General features: G+C 70.1%; 14 protein-coding genes. 9 read left to right on the plus strand and 5 right to left on the minus strand.

Annotated elements, in window-relative coordinates; translation table 11 throughout:
• Positions 1-209: 209 nt before the first annotated feature.
• Together FOJ82_RS14445 and FOJ82_RS14450 are read left to right on the plus strand one after the other, a co-directional pair.
• Positions 210-581 (plus strand): response regulator transcription factor, encoded by a 372-nt coding sequence (locus tag FOJ82_RS14445; RefSeq protein WP_143939188.1) that lies wholly within the window; start codon positions 210-212, stop codon positions 579-581.
• Positions 578-2,293 carry a sensor histidine kinase gene (locus tag FOJ82_RS14450; RefSeq protein ID WP_143939189.1) on the plus strand — a complete coding sequence of 572 codons (1,716 nt, stop codon included), beginning with the start codon at positions 578-580 and terminating at the stop codon, positions 2,291-2,293. The genes FOJ82_RS14445 and FOJ82_RS14450 overlap by 4 nt, the downstream gene beginning before the upstream one ends.
• Here FOJ82_RS14450 and FOJ82_RS14455 read toward each other — a convergent pair.
• Both FOJ82_RS14455 and FOJ82_RS14460 read right to left on the minus strand, forming a co-directional pair.
• A complete protein-coding gene (locus FOJ82_RS14455; protein ID WP_143939190.1) occupies positions 2,223-2,750 on the minus strand; it encodes a methylated-DNA--[protein]-cysteine S-methyltransferase in 528 nt (175 codons plus the stop codon). The two genes, FOJ82_RS14450 and FOJ82_RS14455, sit on opposite strands and share 71 nt — an antisense overlap.
• A complete protein-coding gene (locus FOJ82_RS14460) occupies positions 2,747-4,204 on the minus strand; it encodes a DNA-3-methyladenine glycosylase 2 family protein (RefSeq protein WP_143939191.1) in 1,458 nt (485 codons plus the stop codon). Before FOJ82_RS14460 ends, FOJ82_RS14455 begins: the two co-directional genes overlap by 4 nt.
• A gap of 116 nt (positions 4,205-4,320) precedes the next feature.
• Between FOJ82_RS14460 and FOJ82_RS14465 the strand changes: the two genes are divergently transcribed.
• The 4 genes from FOJ82_RS14465 (at position 4,321) to FOJ82_RS16335 (ending at position 9,868) form a co-directional block, all read left to right on the plus strand.
• Positions 4,321-5,121 (plus strand): HAD-IIA family hydrolase, encoded by an 801-nt coding sequence (locus tag FOJ82_RS14465; RefSeq protein ID WP_143939192.1) that lies wholly within the window; start codon positions 4,321-4,323, stop codon positions 5,119-5,121.
• A gap of 77 nt (positions 5,122-5,198) precedes the next feature.
• A complete protein-coding gene (locus FOJ82_RS14470) occupies positions 5,199-5,660 on the plus strand; it encodes a TY-Chap domain-containing protein (protein ID WP_143939193.1) in 462 nt (153 codons plus the stop codon).
• A gap of 94 nt (positions 5,661-5,754) precedes the next feature.
• A complete protein-coding gene (locus FOJ82_RS16330; RefSeq protein ID WP_185975816.1) occupies positions 5,755-6,228 on the plus strand; it encodes a hypothetical protein in 474 nt (157 codons plus the stop codon).
• Positions 6,229-6,376: 148 nt separating this feature from the next.
• Entirely contained in the window at positions 6,377-9,868 is a 3,492-nt protein-coding gene (locus FOJ82_RS16335; RefSeq protein WP_185975817.1) for an Ig-like domain-containing protein, read from the plus strand.
• Positions 9,869-9,875: 7 nt separating this feature from the next.
• Here the strand turns inward: FOJ82_RS16335 and FOJ82_RS14485 are convergent, their stop codons facing one another.
• The 3 genes from FOJ82_RS14485 to FOJ82_RS14495 are packed head-to-tail and all read right to left on the minus strand — an operon-like array spanning position 9,876 to position 12,822.
• Positions 9,876-10,538 (minus strand): response regulator transcription factor, encoded by a 663-nt coding sequence (locus FOJ82_RS14485; RefSeq protein ID WP_143939195.1) that lies wholly within the window; start codon positions 10,536-10,538, stop codon positions 9,876-9,878.
• Positions 10,535-11,974, minus strand: coding sequence for a sensor histidine kinase (locus FOJ82_RS14490; protein WP_221933181.1), 1,440 nt, complete (start codon positions 11,972-11,974; stop codon positions 10,535-10,537). The genes FOJ82_RS14485 and FOJ82_RS14490 overlap by 4 nt, the downstream gene beginning before the upstream one ends.
• A gap of 17 nt (positions 11,975-11,991) precedes the next feature.
• Entirely contained in the window at positions 11,992-12,822 is an 831-nt protein-coding gene (locus FOJ82_RS14495; RefSeq protein WP_246099910.1) for an ATP-grasp domain-containing protein, read from the minus strand.
• A gap of 169 nt (positions 12,823-12,991) precedes the next feature.
• Here FOJ82_RS14495 and FOJ82_RS14500 point away from each other — a divergent pair, with 169 nt between their 5' ends.
• The 3 genes from FOJ82_RS14500 (at position 12,992) to FOJ82_RS14510 (ending at position 15,503) form a co-directional block, all read left to right on the plus strand.
• Positions 12,992-13,567 carry a TetR/AcrR family transcriptional regulator gene (locus tag FOJ82_RS14500; RefSeq protein ID WP_143939198.1) on the plus strand — a complete coding sequence of 192 codons (576 nt, stop codon included), beginning with the start codon at positions 12,992-12,994 and terminating at the stop codon, positions 13,565-13,567.
• 107 nt (positions 13,568-13,674) lie between these two features.
• Positions 13,675-14,817 carry an ABC transporter permease gene (locus FOJ82_RS14505; RefSeq protein ID WP_143939199.1) on the plus strand — a complete coding sequence of 381 codons (1,143 nt, stop codon included), beginning with the start codon at positions 13,675-13,677 and terminating at the stop codon, positions 14,815-14,817.
• The gene (locus FOJ82_RS14510; RefSeq protein WP_143939200.1) at positions 14,814-15,503 is read left to right on the plus strand and encodes an ABC transporter ATP-binding protein; all 690 of its coding nucleotides are present in this window, start codon (positions 14,814-14,816) and stop codon (positions 15,501-15,503) included. Before FOJ82_RS14505 ends, FOJ82_RS14510 begins: the two co-directional genes overlap by 4 nt.
• The last annotated feature ends 17 nt before the right edge of the window (positions 15,504-15,520 follow it).

The raw sequence follows: 15,520 nt of genomic DNA on the forward strand, positions 1-15,520 counted from the left end.
GTGATCGCGGCCCACAAGGCGCAGTTCAACTGCGCCGGGTCCGACAAGGGTGGCTTTCTGGGGGGAAACAGGCGAGACCGAAGGATTCGATCGCAGGAGCGCTCGCACTGGGAGCCGGCAGGTTGGGGGACCTGCCGGCTCCGGCGCGTCCGCGCGAGAAACGTTCCTCTGACAACCCGGTTTCCTCGTGGTTGTGGTGAACTGTTCCCATGCGTGGAACGAATGTGAAGCGGGCCGTCGTCGTCGAGGATGATGACGACATCCGGGGGCTGCTGGAGATCGTGCTGGGACAGATGGGTTTCGACGTCGTCGGAGCCGTCACCGGCGAGCGGGGAATCGACGAGGTGCGGGACCTGAGGCCCGAACTCGTGACCCTGGACATTGGCCTGCCCGGCGTCGACGGGCTCGAGGTGCTGACGCGGCTGCGCGAGTTCCACACGGGCACGGTGGTCGTGGTGAGCGCCCGCGGCCGGACCGCCGACGCCGAACGCGCCCTCGCCGCAGGTGCGGACGGTTATCTGGTCAAACCTTTCAGGCCGCGGACCCTCCGTGAGGACCTGGAACGTATCATCGCCGAATGAGCAATCAGCCGACAGGTACGGACGCTGAGGGCTCGGGCTTGATGCCCATGCTGTCGCAACCGTTCCACACCTACCGACTCCGGACGCGGATCTTCCTGTCCCAGATGCCGCTCATGGTCACCCTGACCGTGTGCCTCGCTTTCATGGTGCTGACCGTGCGGCACCCGTTCGACTCGACACCGTTCCAGGCCGGCCTCCTCCTGGTCACGGCCATCACCGTGGCCGCGGCGCTCGTGCCCTGGGACAAGACCCCCCACGGCACCTATCTGGTGCTGCCGATGCTCGACTTCGTGGCCATCGCGCTGCTCGCCCGCGGCCAGCCTGACGTCCCCGCCATAGCCACGCTCCTCGTCTTTCCCGTGCTCTGGCTGACCTGGTCGTCCATCAGCCCGAGGGTGATGATCGTGGTCTCCCTGGTCGTTCCCTTCGTCGTGGTGTTCGTCCCGCGCATGCTTCACGATCCGGATCCCCTGGCCAACGAGGTGCTGGGGCGCTCCCTGGTGCTGGCCACCGTCTGCTTCGGCGTGTCCGTCGCCACCACCTACATGCAGCGCGAGATGGAGCACCACCAGGAGCAGTTGGGGCGTGAGAAGGAGATCAGCAGCAGCCGCCACCGTGTCCTCGAGGCCATCATCAACACCGCAGACGTCGGCGTCCTCGCCATCGACAGCGAGGGCCGCGAGATCCTGAAGAACCGCCGCCAGCACCGGTTGCAGGCCAGGGCCGAGCCCATCGAGCCCTCCGACGACCCCGGTGAGGGTCGGCTGCTCGTCTACGGCGGCGCCACGCGCGAGTTGCTCCCCACGCAGGACCGGCCGGTCCGACGGGCCGCCCGCGCGGAGAGGTTCACGCGCGAGCGGCACTGGCTGGGGGCGGGGGCCGACCAGCGCGCGGTGAACGTCTCCGCCAGCCCGATGCGCGACGAGGCCGGAGAGTTCACCGGCTCCGTCCTGGTGTTCGAGGACGTCACCGAGCTCGTGGCTGCCCTGGCGGCGCAGGACGAGTTCGTCGCTGGCATCTCCCACGAGTTCCGGACGCCGCTGACCTCCATCATTGGCTACGCCGACATCCTCCTCGAGCGCCCGGAGGAGGCCTTCTCCGCCAACGACCGACGCAGTCTGATCGTGGTCCAGCGCAACGCCGAGCGTCTCCTGGGGCTCGTCAACGACCTGCTCGGCAGCGCCGCGGGAGTGATCGCCGTCACGCACGACCGGGTGGACCTCGCCGGGATCGCGAAGGAGTGCACGGAGGCGGCCGACCCGTCGGCACGCATGGCCGGTCTGACGCTGGAGCTGGAGTCCTCCGGCCCGGCCTGGGTGCTCGGCGACCGGGGCCGACTGGCGCAGGCCTTCGACAACCTGCTCTCCAATGCGATCAAGTACACCGAGAGCGGCGGGGTCGTGGTGCGGGTGGGCGTCCGCGACGGCCTCAGCTTCCTGGAGGTGGAGGACACCGGCGTCGGCCTGACCCCACAGGAGCAGCGGCAGATCTTCGATCGCTTCTACCGAACCGAGGGCGCCCGCGCGTCGACGGTGCCGGGCAGCGGCCTCGGGATGGCCGTGGTCAAGGCCATCGTGGACGCGCACCGCGGTGAACTGCGACTGGACAGCGAGGTCGGGCGCGGTACCCGCATGACCATCCTCATCGACTGCGCGGATCCGGCCGGTCCCTCGAAATCCAGGTCGATTCCCGGCGCAGCAAGGAGCGCTTGACGTCCTCGCCCCAGGCGAAGCCACCCAGGCTGCCGTCGCTGCGCAGCACTCTGTGGCACGGCACGAACAGCGCCGGCGCGTTGCGGGCGCAAATGCCTGCGGCGGCACGCACGGCCTGCGGTGACCCGATGACCTCGGCGAACGCCGTGTAGCTGAGCGGCTCGCCGGGACGGATCCGGCGCAGCGCCTCCCAGCCCGCGAGTTGCAGCGCAGTGCCGTGCTGCCGGACCGCGACCTCTTCGATGGCGGTGGGGTCGCCGTCGTAGTAGGAGGCCACGGCGACAGCAGCGGGGGAGTCTCCGGCGGTCACGACGTCGGGCCGCAGGCTGGGGTGGATGCGGGCGACGACGGCCTCGACGTCGCTGCTCCAGCCGGAGGCCAGCACGGCCCCGTCGGAGTCGACGACGATCGTGAACGGCCCGTCGGGGGTCTCGAGCGTCTGCACGGTGGCGGTCATGGTGTCTCCTTCTTGGCGGGTGCGGCGGCACGCCACAGGTGCATGGACAGGTAGCTGCGCCAGGGGGCCACCCTGGCGGCCCAGGCGGTGAGCGACTTGGGGTCGTGGGGGATGCCCGTGCGGGCGGCGCCCGAGCGGAGGGCCAGGTCGCCAGCGAGGAGGACGTCCGGATCGCCCAGCACGCGCATGCGGACGTAGTCGGCGGTCCAGGGGCCGATGCCGCGGCGCCCCAGCAGGAGCGTGCGCTGCTCGACGGGGTCATCGGCGTTGCCGAGGGACAGTTCGCCGGAGACCAGCGCGGCGGCGGTCTCCGTGATGGCGCGGATCCGCGCGGCCGGTCCGGTCAGGACGTCGGAGCCACGCTCGGCGATGTCGGCCATCGACGGGAACAGCCGCCGGTTCGTGCCGGCGACGGTGACCTCCCGGCCCAGCGCCGCCACCAGACGGCTGAGGTGCGTGCGCGCGGCGGCCACGGAGATCTGTTGCCCCACCATCGCGCGCACCAGGAGTTCCTGCGGGTCGACGACGCCGGGGAGCCGGATCCCCGGCGTGGCCGCCACGAGCGGGGCCAGTTCCGGGTGGGCTGCCAATGCCACGTCCACGGCCTGCGGGTCGGCGTCGAGGTCGAACAACCGGCGGACCCGGGCGACCAGCGTGGCCAGGTCGTCGAGGTGCTCGAGCTGGGCCTCCAGGCGCAGCCCGTCGGCGACGGCCAGCCGGAACCACCCGGTTCCCGAGGGCAGCTGCAGCGTGCGCTCGAAGGAGGTCGCGTCGCCCGCCTCCACGCCGTCGAGGGCGCGAGCGGCCAGCCACGCGAACAGGCCGGAGTGGTCGAAGGGTTCGCGAACCGGCAGCGCGAGAGTGAGCCCGGCCGGCGCGGTGCGGCCGCGACGCGTGGCCCGCAGCTGCGTGGGCGTCAGGTCGTAGACCTCGCGGATGGTGTCGTTGAACTGGCGCACGCTGGTGAAGCCGGAGGAGAAGGCGACGTCGGTCGCGCTCAGGTCCGTGCCCACCAGCAGCAGCCGGGCGGTGTTGGCTCGCTGGGCGCGGGCCAGTGCGAGGGGACCGGCGCCCAGTTCCGCCGCAAGCAGCCGTGTCAGGTGGCGGGGCGAGTAGCCCAGCCGGGCCGACAGGCCGGGGACACCCTCGCGTTCCACCACGCCGTCGGAGATGAGCCGCATGGCCCTGGCGACGGCGTCGCCCCGCAGGTTCCACTCCGGTGAGCCCGGTGCGGCCTCGGGGAGGCAGCGCTTGCAGGCGCGGTAGCCGGCCTCGTGCGCGGCGGCGCTGGTTGCGAAGAACGTGACGTTGGCGGGCTTCGGGGTGCGGGCGGGGCAGCTCGGGCGGCAGTAGATGCCCGTGGAGCGGACGGCCGTCACGAACTGGCCGTCGAAGCGGGTGTCCCGGGCGGAGATCGCCCGGTACCGCTCTTCGAAGCCCGGTCGCTGTGTCATGGATCCCACTCTGGCACGCCCGCGGGGCGCGCACTAGCGGGTTTCGGACATGACTGTGCGGACGTGTTGGGCCGCGCTGCCGGTCGGATGGAGGTCGGTGTGGCTAGTCTTGCCGCATGCGGGTGCGCGAGGACATCAAGAGCTGGCTGACGGACATGGATGGTGTGCTCGTCCACGAGAGCCATGCGCTCCCCGGTGCGCAGGAACTGATCCGGCAGTGGACCGAGGACGGCACCGAGTACCTCGTGCTCACCAACAACTCCATCTACACCCCGCGCGACCTGGCCGCCCGGCTGCGCGCCTCGGGCCTCGACGTCCCCGAGGAGCGGATTTGGACCTCCGCCCTCGCGACGGCGGACTTCGTGGCGTCGCAGAAGCCGGGAGGATCGGCGTACGTGATCGGCGAGGCCGGCATGATCACCGCCCTCCACGAGCGCGGCTTTATCATGACCGACCGTGACCCCGACTTCGTCATCGTCGGCGAGACGCGCACCTACTCGTTCGAGCAGGTGACCACCGCCATCCGCCTGATCGCCGCCGGCGCCCGCTTCGTCGTGACCAACCCCGACGCGACCGGTCCCAGTGCCGACGGGATCCTGCCCGCCACCGGCGCCATCGCCGCACTGATGACCAAGGCGACGGGGCTGCTCCCGTACGTCGTCGGCAAGCCGAACCCGATGATGTTCCGCTCCGCGCTCAACAAGATCGGGGCGCACTCCGAGGAGACGGGGATGATCGGTGACCGCATGGACACCGACATCGTCGCCGGCATGGAGGCCGGCCTGCACACCGTGCTGGTGCTGACCGGCATCGCAACGCGCGAGAACATCCAGACATTCCCCTTCCGGCCCGTGGAGATCCTCGACGGCGTGTACGAGCTCGTCCGGGACTACAGCCCCGGGGCCCCCGACGCCTAGCCGGCGCGCAATTCGCCCACCAGAGCGGACCATCTGGGAGAATGTGGACAAGCTTTCCGACGTCGCAAAGGACACCAATGGCTGGCTGGCCCCAACTCCAGACCGCACTCGCCGCGGCACTCGCCTCGCTCAACCCCGGGGGGAACCTCGTGGTGACGAAGGCGTCGCCGGAGGTGCGGATGCAGTTCTCGGTCTCGCCCGAAGGTGACCAGTTGCACGCGGAGGTCACCAACGGCACCGCCGACGACGACCGCCTGCCCGGCCGCGGGTGGGAGCTCTGCGACGCTTGGGGTGGCGTCTGGCGTCGCTCCACCGTCTGGCCCGCCACGACGGAGCAGGTCACCGAAACCGTGACCGAGGCGGCATTCGTGGTCCGCGGCCTGTGGGGCAACCCTCGGCCGGAGGGGTTCGGCTACCTCGCTTGGGAGGAGCCGGCGCCGGCGCCCGCGTGGCAGTTCTGGAAGTCGGCGAAGGAGAAGCCGCTGACGTTCCCGGACCTGGGCCTGCCCAAGGCACCCGAACCCGACCCGAACTCCTGACCCACAGCGCCAGCCACATGAGAGTTCTCTAATCCCACGCTCCGGCGGGCCTAATGTTCGGCCGGTTGACTGGAGCATGTCGAAGGAGGAGACGATGTCACCAGCCAAGAGAACGGTCACCTGGGTCGCTGCTGGCGCGCTCGGACTGGTGGTCGTCCTGGGCGGAGTGATCGCATCGGTCGCCAGCCCGGGCGACGACGGCGAGCGCGAGCCCGCGATCACCATCGCGCCCAGTTCCGTCCCCAGCAGCGCGTCGCCCAGCGAGTCCGCTGACCCGGCAACCAACTCCCCGACGCCCAGCCCCACGGCCACGCCGACGACCTCGGCGCCGACGACCACCCCGCCGGCCGCCACCGCGCCGGCCAACACACCGCCGCCGCCGGCACCGCAGACGACGAAAGCGGCGCCGCCGGCCAAACAGCCGGTCAAGCAGCCGGTGCAGCAGCCGGTCAAGCAGGTCCCACCGCCGCCGCCCGTGCAGGCCGACGACGACGACGATGACGACGACTGGGACGAACGCGATGACGACGATGATGACTACGACGACGATGACGACGATGACGACTGACTCGTCCAGCGTCTGACCCCCTGAACGGCTGCCCCGGTGTCCCCCGCGCCGGGGCAGCTCCTTGTTGAAACACCATGTTTACGTAACCATTCCTGTGTTACCGTGCACGCGGCAGCTACTTCCGGACTCAACGATGAGGGGAAATCGAATGCGCGTGAACAAGGGGACCAGGGTCGGTGCGCTCCTGGCCACGACGGCGATGGTGACCGCCGGTTTCGTCACCTCCCAGACCTCGGCGGCAGCGCCGGGCGACGACGTGGGCAGCGCGCCCGACGTCACCATCACCGTCGATCCCAGTTACGCCAACCCCGACTTCGAGGGCTGGGGCACCTCCCTGATCTGGTTCGCCAACGCCACGGGCGACTACCCCGACGAGGTCCGCGAGGCGCTCTACGAGCTGGTCTTCGGCCAGGAGGGCCTCAGGCTGAACATTGCCCGCTACAACGTCGGCGGCGGAAACGCGCCCGACGTCACCGACTACCTGCGCGCCGGCGGCGCCGTCGAGGGCTGGTGGCAGGCGCCGGAGGGCACCACCCGCGCGGACAAGGACTGGTGGGACCCGAACAACCCCGAGCACTGGAACGAAGACGCCGATGCCACCCAGCGCTGGTGGGTGGAACGCATCAAGGGCGACATCACGCACTGGGAGGCGTTCTCCAACTCGCCGCCGTGGTTCCAGACCGTCTCCGGCTACACCTCCGGGGGCTTCAACTCCAGCGCCGAGCAGATCAGGGCCGAGTCAGTCGAGGACTTCGCGGCCTACATGCTCGGCGTGGTGGAGCGGCTCGAGGACGCCCACGGCATCTCCGTCGACACCATCGACCCGCTCAACGAGCCCAACACCAACTACTGGGGAACCACCCTGGTGGACGGGGAGCCCGTGGGCGGCCGCCAGGAGGGCGCCCACGTCGGTCCGGCCAGGCAGGCCGAGATCCTGGACGCGCTCGCGGCCGGACTCGCTTCGGCGGATACCAGCACCGATGCCGTCATCTCCGCCATGGACGAGACCAACCCGGGCACCTTCGCCACCAACTGGCGCGCCTACGACGAGCAGACCCGCGCCGCCGTCAGCCAGTTGAACGTCCACACCTACGGCACGAACGGCCGCACCAGCGTGCGCGACATCGCCAAGATCGAAAACAAGCCGCTTTGGATGAGCGAGGTGGGCGGCAACTGGGGCGTGGGCCAGGACTTCGTGTCCATGGACCCGGGGCTCGGGCTGGCGCAGCACGTCGTCGACGACCTGCGGCTCCTCGAACCGGACGCCTGGGTGTTCTGGCAGCCCGTCGAGGACTTCGACAACATGGCCCCCGGCGGCGAGTCGGAACTGGGCATGAACTGGGGCTCCATCCAGCTGCCGTTCGACTGCACCGACACCGACACGCTCGAGACCTGCTCGATCCACACCAACTCGAAGTACGACACCGTGCGCAACTTCACCCACTACATCGAGCCCGGCTCCACCCTCGTGGCCACCGACGACGCCGACACAGTGGCGGCGGTCAACGCCTCCGGCGAGGGCGCCTCCGTGGTGCACGTGAACCCGAGCGCCGCCGAGCGGACCGTGAGGCTGGACCTCACCGGGTTCGCCGACGTCGCGGGCGCCACCGTGACGCCCGTGGTCACCACCGAGTCCTCACCGCTGGTGGCGGGCGAACCCGTCGCGGTGGTCGACGGCGTCGCCGACCTCTTGGTCCCCGCCCGTTCCGTGGTGACGTTCGAGGTGTCCGCGGTCTCCGGCATCGACGAGTCCGTCGCCCTCGGGCAGGAGGGCCACCTGTACCGGGTGGTCGGCACCCAGTCGGGCCGCGCGCTCGCCGACGGCCGCACCATCGAGGACGTCGACTCCTCCGACGCGTCCCAGGCCTGGTATCTCGAGCGCGTCTCCGGCGGCTTCACCAACAACGCCGCCTACACGCTCACCTCCGCCGCCGGGCAGGTCCTCACGTCCGACGACGGCGCCACCGAGTGGATTCTCTCCACCCCCGGCGACGGCACGTTCACCCTCGTCAACGCGCTGGACGAGCAGGTGTTGGAGGTCGGCAACCAGAACACGGCCGCCGGCTCCGACGTCACGATGTGGCAGCCGAACTCCGGCCCCAACCAGCAGTGGCGGATCGAGGACGTCACGCTGGCCACCGTCGACGACATCGAGGTCACCACCCTGGTGGGGACCCTGCCGGAACTGCCGGCCGAGGTCAGCGGCACCACCGTCGCCGGAACCTCCGAGACCGTCGCCGTCACGTGGGACGAGGTGCCCGCGTCCGCGGTCGCCGCACCGGGCACCTTCGCGGTCTCCGGGAGCTTCACCGACGTCGGCGGCACGGCCCACGACGTCAGTGCCACCGTCGCGGTGATCGCCGCCGAGTGCGTCCGGGACGCGCACACCACCGCCGCACCCGGAATCCTCGGGGAGCTGCCCACCACCGTCGCGGTGCTTGGCGCTGACCCGGCCGCCGGCGAGGTCCAGGTGCCCGTTGCCTGGGACCCGGTCACGGCCGCCGACGTGGCGGAACTGGGCCTCGTCGAGGTCGACGGCGTGGCCACGCTCCCCGACGGCACCACCGCCCCGGCCCGGCTGCTCGTGGACGTGCTCCCCGCCGTCGCCGCACCGATGGCGGTGAATCCGCAGGTCAGCGCCACCTTCGTCGAGCCCGGCTACGGGACCGCCGGTTTGGTCAACGGCAACCTCACCGACAAGGCCTGGTCCAACTGGAAGGCCAGCGACAAGAACCTGACCGACACCCTGACGGCGGCGTTCTCCTCCGAGCAGCAGATCGTCTCGGCCACCTGGCACTTCTACGCCGACGGCAGCTCCATGTCGTGGCCGGTGACGATCCAGGCCGAGGCGCTGCTCGAGGGCGCGTGGACGCCCGTCGGCGAGCCCGTCGAGGTGGGCGGGATCGCGGGCACCGGGCCCGTCGTCGAGGTTCCCCTGGACGTCGACGCCGCACAGGTGCGGTTCGTCTTCACCGCCCGCGACAACACCCACATGGTGGCCAGCGAGGTGACCTTCACCGGCATGGGCGTCAACCCCGTACTGCCCGAGCGCGAGCTGGGCTGCACCGCCCTCCCGGACACCGAGCCGACGGCCGAGCCCTCGAGCACGCCCTCCGAGACGCCCTCCTCGGAGCCGTCGGTGGAACCCAGCCAGGAGCCCTCGCGGACGGCGACGCCCTCACCCGCGCCGACGGTTACGGTCACCGTCGACGCGCCGGCTGGGGACGTCTACTCCATCCCCGGGTTCCACAACTTCGGCGGCCGGATGTGGCACACCACCTGTGAGCCCTACTCGCAGACGATCCGGTGCACCACGCAGATCTGGGCAAACAGCGTCACGGTGGTGGACGGCCGGTTCGTGCAGCGCAACGGCTGGGTGCACAACAACCTGACCTACCTGCCGTTCATGACGCGGGCCGCCTGGGCGACCAACCCGCTCGGCCACGACGCCGAGTGGATCGCCGCGGACGGCCGACGGTGGCGAACCGAGTGCGACACGGCCCAGACCGGCCGGAACGCCTGCCGCTCGTGGACGTGGTCGACGCTGGTCGCCTCGCAGCAGGGCGACGACGGCCGCTGGAGCCACCGGGTCACCCAGGACTGGGTGTTCAACAACATGGTCCGGTTCATGACCAGCTGAGGAGGCCTCAGACCAGGCGGTAGCCCATCCCGCGGACTGTCTCGAAGCGTTCCTTGCCCAGCTTGGTGCGCAGGTAGCGGACGTAGACGTCGACGACGTTGGAGCCGGGGTCGAAGTCGTAGCCCCAGACGTTGCTGAGCAGCTGCTCGCGGCTGAGCACCTGGCCGGCGTTCTGCAGGAAGGTGGCGGCCAGCGTGAACTCGCGGGCGGACAGGTCCACGGCCCTGCCGTCGACGAACGCCTGCCGGGTGCGCAGGTCCAGGCGCAGGCCGTTGTGCGAGAGCTCGGTGGCCGACGCGTCGGCCTGCGACTCCTTGCGCAGGCGCAGCCGGATCCGGGCCAGCAGCTCCTCGAAGCTGAACGGCTTGGGCATGTAGTCGTCGGCGCCACCCTCGAGGCCGGTGACGCGGTCGGTCACCGACGCTCGGGCGGTCAGCATGATGACGGGCACGTTGACGCCCTGGCCGCGGACGCGCTCGAGGACCTCGAAGCCGTCGATGTCCGGCAGTCCGACGTCGAGGATCACGAGGTCGAAGTTGCCGTGCACCGCGAGCGCGGCCCCCTCGGTGCCGGAGGCGGTGGTGTGCGTGGTGAAGCCGGCGGCCTTGAGGCCCTTGGCGACGAACGAGGCGATCCGCGCCTCGTCCTCGATGATCAGGATCGTGCTCATGTGTTCTCCTTCTCGGGGGCCAGCGGCAGCACGATGGTGAACCTCGACCCCACCCCGTACTCGGACTCGATTTCGAGGCGGCCCCCGTGCGCCTCGACGATGCTCTCGACGATGGACAGCCCGAGGCCTGCCCCGGCCTTCTCGGACACGCCCCGACCGCGCCCAAAGCGGGTGCGGATCTTGTCGATGTCGGCCTCGTGGATGCCGATGCCACGGTCCTCGACGCTCAGGCGAACCTCGCCGCGATCCAGTTCCGAGGCGAGCGTGATTGCGGAGCCGGGCTCGGAGTACTTCACGGCGTTGGCCACCAGCTGCAGCCACGCCTGCGTGATGCGGTCCGGGTCCAGCCACGCGTCTGCGGACTCGATGCCGCGCAGCCGCCAGCTGCGGTCGCCCAGGCCGCGGGACCGCTCGAGGACCTGGTCCGTCAGCGTCGCCAGGGAGAACCACTCCGGCTTCACGAAATCGCTCTGCTGCGACTTGGCGAGCGTCAGCAGGTCCCCGACCAGGCGACCCATCCGGTCCAGCTCGTCGAGCGCCAGTTCGCGGGTCTGGCCGACGTCGAGGGCATCGTCGACGTCCATCAGCTCGAGGTGCCCGCGCACGATCGTGAGGGGCGTGCGGAGTTCGTGGCCGACGTCGTCGAGCAGCCGGCGCTGGCCCTCCACGGACGTCTGGACCCGGTCCAGCATGCGGTTGATGCTGACCGAGAGCCTTGTCAGGTCGTCGTTGCCGCGCTCGGGCACGCGGCTGGTGAGGTCGTTCTCGTGGATGCTCTCCGCGGCCACCCGGAGCTCCTCGACCGGCTTGAGCAGCCTGCTGACCAGCAGCCACGACACGGCGGCCACGGCTAGCGTGGCCCCGGCCGCGACGAGGACGAACGCGAGCATCGTCTGGTGGAGTTCCTCGCGGGCGCCGTCGTAGTCGTGGACCTGGACCAGTGCTCCGATCTCGGTGGGGAAGTGCACCGGCGTGACCATGAACCGGTACTCGTGCTCGGCCGTGGTCACGGAGCCGCTCGAGACGTGGTCAAGGGTGGTCATGGGCTCGATGTGCGCCATCAGCTCGGCGTCCGACTCCGGCTTGAAGATGGCGTTGTCGGAGGACTGCCAGTAGAGCCGTCCATCGACGAAGCCCACCTCGCCCTCGTTCACGCTGAGGACCGAACGGGTCAGGTACAGGCCGAGGAGCTCCTGGGAGCCGGCGAACGGGAGTCCGGTCTCCGGGTCCATGCCCTCGGTGGCCAGCACGGTGAACTCCTGGCGGTTGCCCGCCAGTTCCGTCATGACCCGGCGCTCGATGGCCTCGGACTCCAGGAAGTAGACCAGCGTGCCCGTCACCGCGAGCGCGAACATGACCAGCAGCACCAGCGCCAGGGAGATCCGTTGCCGGATGGTCACCCGGCGCGGTTCCTTCCTCGGTCCGGTGGCGGTCACCACTCCATTCTTGCCCATCAGGCCCCGACCGTGGCCCGGGCGAGGACGGCGTCGAGGATCTCGGGGGAGTGGTGGCTGTGCGCTCCGAAGCGGGCGTTCACGCCCAGCACCACGGGCGTGCCGTTGCCGCGACGACGGATGTTCACCTCGGCCGGGCCCAGGATGCCGAGCTCGCGGCAGGCTGCCAGCGCCAGGGCTGCGACGTCGGGTGCGCTCACGCTCTCGACCGTCTCCCCTCCCTGCGCCCCGGAGTTGAGCGTGGTGGTGGTGGTGGTGACGACGTCGTCGCGCTCGTCCCGGGTGAGGTGCACGTCGGCGCGGTTGGCGGTCCCGGGGATGAACTCGGCCACGATCTCGGCGGAGGTGAACTGGGGTGCGTCCGCCCAGCTCTCGAACACCCGGATGCCGTCGCCACCCGCGGTGCGGGGACGGGCGACGAACGGCTCGCCGATGAGGTCGCGGACCGGCCGGGACACCTGCCAGCCGTGCACCGAGAGCGGAACCCCGATGCCGGCGGCAGCGAGCCGCCGGGTGGTGAGCCAGCGGTCGTTCGCGGCGATGACTGCCTCCAACGGCGCGATCACCGCCTGCGGCAGGTTGTTGGCTGCGGCGACCAGGTGCAGGTCGCCGCCAGTGGGGATCAACAGGTCGACGCGGTGTCGGGCCAGCAGTCCGGCGATTTCGTTGACGTAGTGGGGGTCCCCGACGCTGGGGAGGCGGAGCCACTCGTGGGTCCGGTCGGGAGCGGGCAGCTGGTCCGCGCCGATGCCGTGGAGACCGCGTTCGAGGAGTTGGTCGAGCACGCTGCGGCCCGGGGCGGTCGTGGCGCCGGTGACGAGGACGCGCATCACGCACCACCTCCTGCGAATGTGACGGACCACGTGTACATGCGCTGATTCAAGCGGGCGGGTCTGAGTGGCATGTGAGAACCAGATGAGAACGCCCTAATGCTGGCGGCGCGGCGTCTCTTTCAGACAGGTGGGGTGGGGGATCGGGATCACGAGCATAATGTCCGCCATGCCCAAGATCTCTGCGCCTACCGTTGCCGAGCACCGCGCGACGCGTCGCGCCGCCCTCATCCGCGCTGGCGAGGAGGCCCTGCGCGAGGGAGGGCTCGCCGCAGTCATCCCGCGTGGCGTCTGCGAACGCGCCGGACTGTCGCGGTCGAGCTTCTACGACTACTTCACGACGCGCGACGACCTCCTCGCGGCCATGGCCATCGAGGCCATCGAGCGGTGGGACGCGGAGCTGGACGTGGAGCTGGCGGGCGTCGAGCGGGGCCTGCCTGCGCTGCGCCGGTTCGTGGAGGCGACGATGTCGATGACGGCGGACGGTCGCCACGAGATCGCCGGCGTCCTCCGCGACGTCAACCTGGCGCCCAGCGACATGGAGGACCTGATGGAGCTGCACGAGGTGCTCATGCGCCCACTCCTGCGGATCCTGGGAGACCTCGAAATCGCCGAGCCGGGCACGGCCATGGTGCTCGTCAACGGGGTGCTCGGTGCCGGCATCCAGCTCGTGTCCCACGGCACCGACCACCGGTTGGTCTCCGAGGAGGTGTACCGACTCCTCACGAGCGGCCTGGTCGGGTGAGCGTTCCCGGCGGCCTGTCGGGATGATTTTGATGTGGGGGCAAGCGGATCTAGACTTGCAATGTTCCCGACACCGCGTCGGCAAACTTCACCCGCATAGGTCTCCCCATGTTTCTAGCCCTCCGCGAACTACAGTTCGCCCGTGGCCGGTTCACGTTGATGGGTATCGTGATCGCCCTCATCTCCGTGCTGGTCGTACTACTCTCCGGTCTCTCCTCCGGCCTCGTCAACCACGGGGTCTCCGGCCTCATGGCCATGCCCGTCACCAACTTCGCCTTCGACGGCGGGACCATCAAGGACAACGCCTTCAGCCGCTCCGTCGTGGAGGAGGACCAGCTGGCCGTCTGGCAGGACGCCGAAGGCATCACCGACGCCGAGCCGATGGGCGTCAACATCGTCAACGGTGTCGCCGACGACGGCACCCAGATCGACCTCACCCTGTTCGGCATCGAGCCCAGCGGCTTCCTCGCCCCGACGGTCTCCTCCGGCGAGCCACTCGGACCGCTGGACGGCATCGTCGTCTCCGAACCCCTGCGCGACAAGGGCATCGAGGTGGGCACCGTCGTGACTCTGGACCGCCTCGACCTCGAACTCACCGTCGTCGGCTTCACCGAGGGCCAGGCGACGTTCGGGCACGTCGACGTCGCCTACCTGCCGCTCGACACCTGGCGGCTGATGGCGGCCGGGCTGGCCGAGCCGGGAGCCCCGACGCAGGCGCAGGTGGACGGGATGGACTTCCCCTACTCCAGCGTGATCGCGCTGCTGGCCGACGATGGTGCCGACGTCGACCTCGCCGCCATCGACGCCGACGCCGGCACCATGACGATGTCACTGTCGGAGTCGTTCAACTCCTCGCCCGGCTACGAGGCGGAGACGCTCACCCTCAGCATGATCCAGATCTTCCTGTACGCGATCTGCGCGCTGGTGATCGGGGCGTTCTTCACCGTCTGGACGATCCAGCGCACCCACGACATCGCGGTGCTCCGCGCGATGGGTGCCTCCAGCGGCTACCTGCTGCGTGACAGTCTCACCCAGGCCATCCTGCTCCTGTTCGGCTTCTCGGCCCTCGGGTTGGCCGTCGGAGTGGGGATGGGTGTTGCGATGCCGGACGCCATGCCGTTCGACCTCGAGCCGGTCCCGATCGCAGTCTCCACCGCACTCACCATCGGCCTCGGCCTCGTGGGTGCAGCCGTCGCGGTCCTCCGCATCACCCGAGTCGACCCGCTCCGAGCCCTGGGAGGCCAGCGATGAACCAGCAAGACGTCTACGCACTCGACATCGATTCCGCCGTTCTCGAACTGGGCGACGGCGAGTCCAAGGTCCGCGCTCTCGACGAGGTCTCCATGGCCGTGCCGAGCGGCGAGTTCGTGGCTGTCGTCGGTCCCTCGGGATCTGGCAAGTCGTCGCTGCTGGCCATCGCCGGTGCGCTCACCCGGCCCGACAGCGGAACCGTCCGCGTGCACGGCACGGACCTCGCGACGCTGTCGCGCCGCGACACCACCGCGTTCCGCCTGCGCAACATCGGGTTCGTGTTCCAGTCCGGCAACCTGATCCCGGCGCTGACCGCGGCGGACCAGCTCCGACTCGCCGCCAAACTGGCCGGCAACGGCCACGTCGACCCCGGGCCGCTGCTGGAATCGGTCGGGATGGCGCACCGTGCGAAGCACCGTCCGGGTGAGCTGTCCGGCGGCGAGCGCCAGCGCATCGGCATCGCCCGGGCGCTGGTCAACAACCCCAGCCTGCTGCTGGTCGACGAGCCGACGGCCGCCCTGGACCGCCGGCGCAGCCACGAGGTGGTCCAGCTGCTCGCCGACCGCGCACACAGCGAGAACGTGGCCGTCGTCATGGTCACCCATGACCGCGACGTCCTCGAGCACTGCGACCGCATCCTCGAGATGGTCGACGGTCGACTGGGAGAGCCCGCACTCGTCCACTGACCAGGATGAATCCGCTG

It is taken from the genome of Tessaracoccus rhinocerotis, from assembly GCF_007197885.1.
GTDB classification, from domain to species: Bacteria; Actinomycetota; Actinomycetes; order Propionibacteriales; family Propionibacteriaceae; genus Arachnia; species Arachnia rhinocerotis.

Excerpts from the sequence above, each read along its gene's own strand:
- FOJ82_RS14445 (WP_143939188.1), top strand. The coding sequence starts at position 210 with ATGCGTGGAACGAATGTGAAGCGGGCCGTCGTCGTCGAGGATGATGAC.
- FOJ82_RS14470 (WP_143939193.1), top strand. The coding sequence starts at position 5,199 with ATGGCTGGCTGGCCCCAACTCCAGACCGCACTCGCCGCGGCACTCGCC.
- FOJ82_RS14455 (WP_143939190.1), bottom strand. The coding sequence starts at position 2,750 with ATGACCGCCACCGTGCAGACGCTCGAGACCCCCGACGGGCCGTTCACG.
- FOJ82_RS16330 (WP_185975816.1), top strand. The coding sequence starts at position 5,755 with ATGTCACCAGCCAAGAGAACGGTCACCTGGGTCGCTGCTGGCGCGCTC.
- FOJ82_RS14505 (WP_143939199.1), top strand. The coding sequence starts at position 13,675 with ATGTTTCTAGCCCTCCGCGAACTACAGTTCGCCCGTGGCCGGTTCACG.
- FOJ82_RS14450 (WP_143939189.1), top strand. The coding sequence starts at position 578 with ATGAGCAATCAGCCGACAGGTACGGACGCTGAGGGCTCGGGCTTGATG.
- FOJ82_RS14465 (WP_143939192.1), top strand. The coding sequence starts at position 4,321 with ATGCGGGTGCGCGAGGACATCAAGAGCTGGCTGACGGACATGGATGGT.
- FOJ82_RS14510 (WP_143939200.1), top strand. The coding sequence starts at position 14,814 with ATGAACCAGCAAGACGTCTACGCACTCGACATCGATTCCGCCGTTCTC.
- FOJ82_RS14500 (WP_143939198.1), top strand. The coding sequence starts at position 12,992 with ATGCCCAAGATCTCTGCGCCTACCGTTGCCGAGCACCGCGCGACGCGT.
- FOJ82_RS16335 (WP_185975817.1), top strand. The coding sequence starts at position 6,377 with ATGCGCGTGAACAAGGGGACCAGGGTCGGTGCGCTCCTGGCCACGACG.
- FOJ82_RS14460 (WP_143939191.1), bottom strand. The coding sequence starts at position 4,204 with ATGACACAGCGACCGGGCTTCGAAGAGCGGTACCGGGCGATCTCCGCC.
- FOJ82_RS14485 (WP_143939195.1), bottom strand. The coding sequence starts at position 10,538 with ATGAGCACGATCCTGATCATCGAGGACGAGGCGCGGATCGCCTCGTTC.
- FOJ82_RS14495 (WP_246099910.1), bottom strand. The coding sequence starts at position 12,822 with ATGCGCGTCCTCGTCACCGGCGCCACGACCGCCCCGGGCCGCAGCGTG.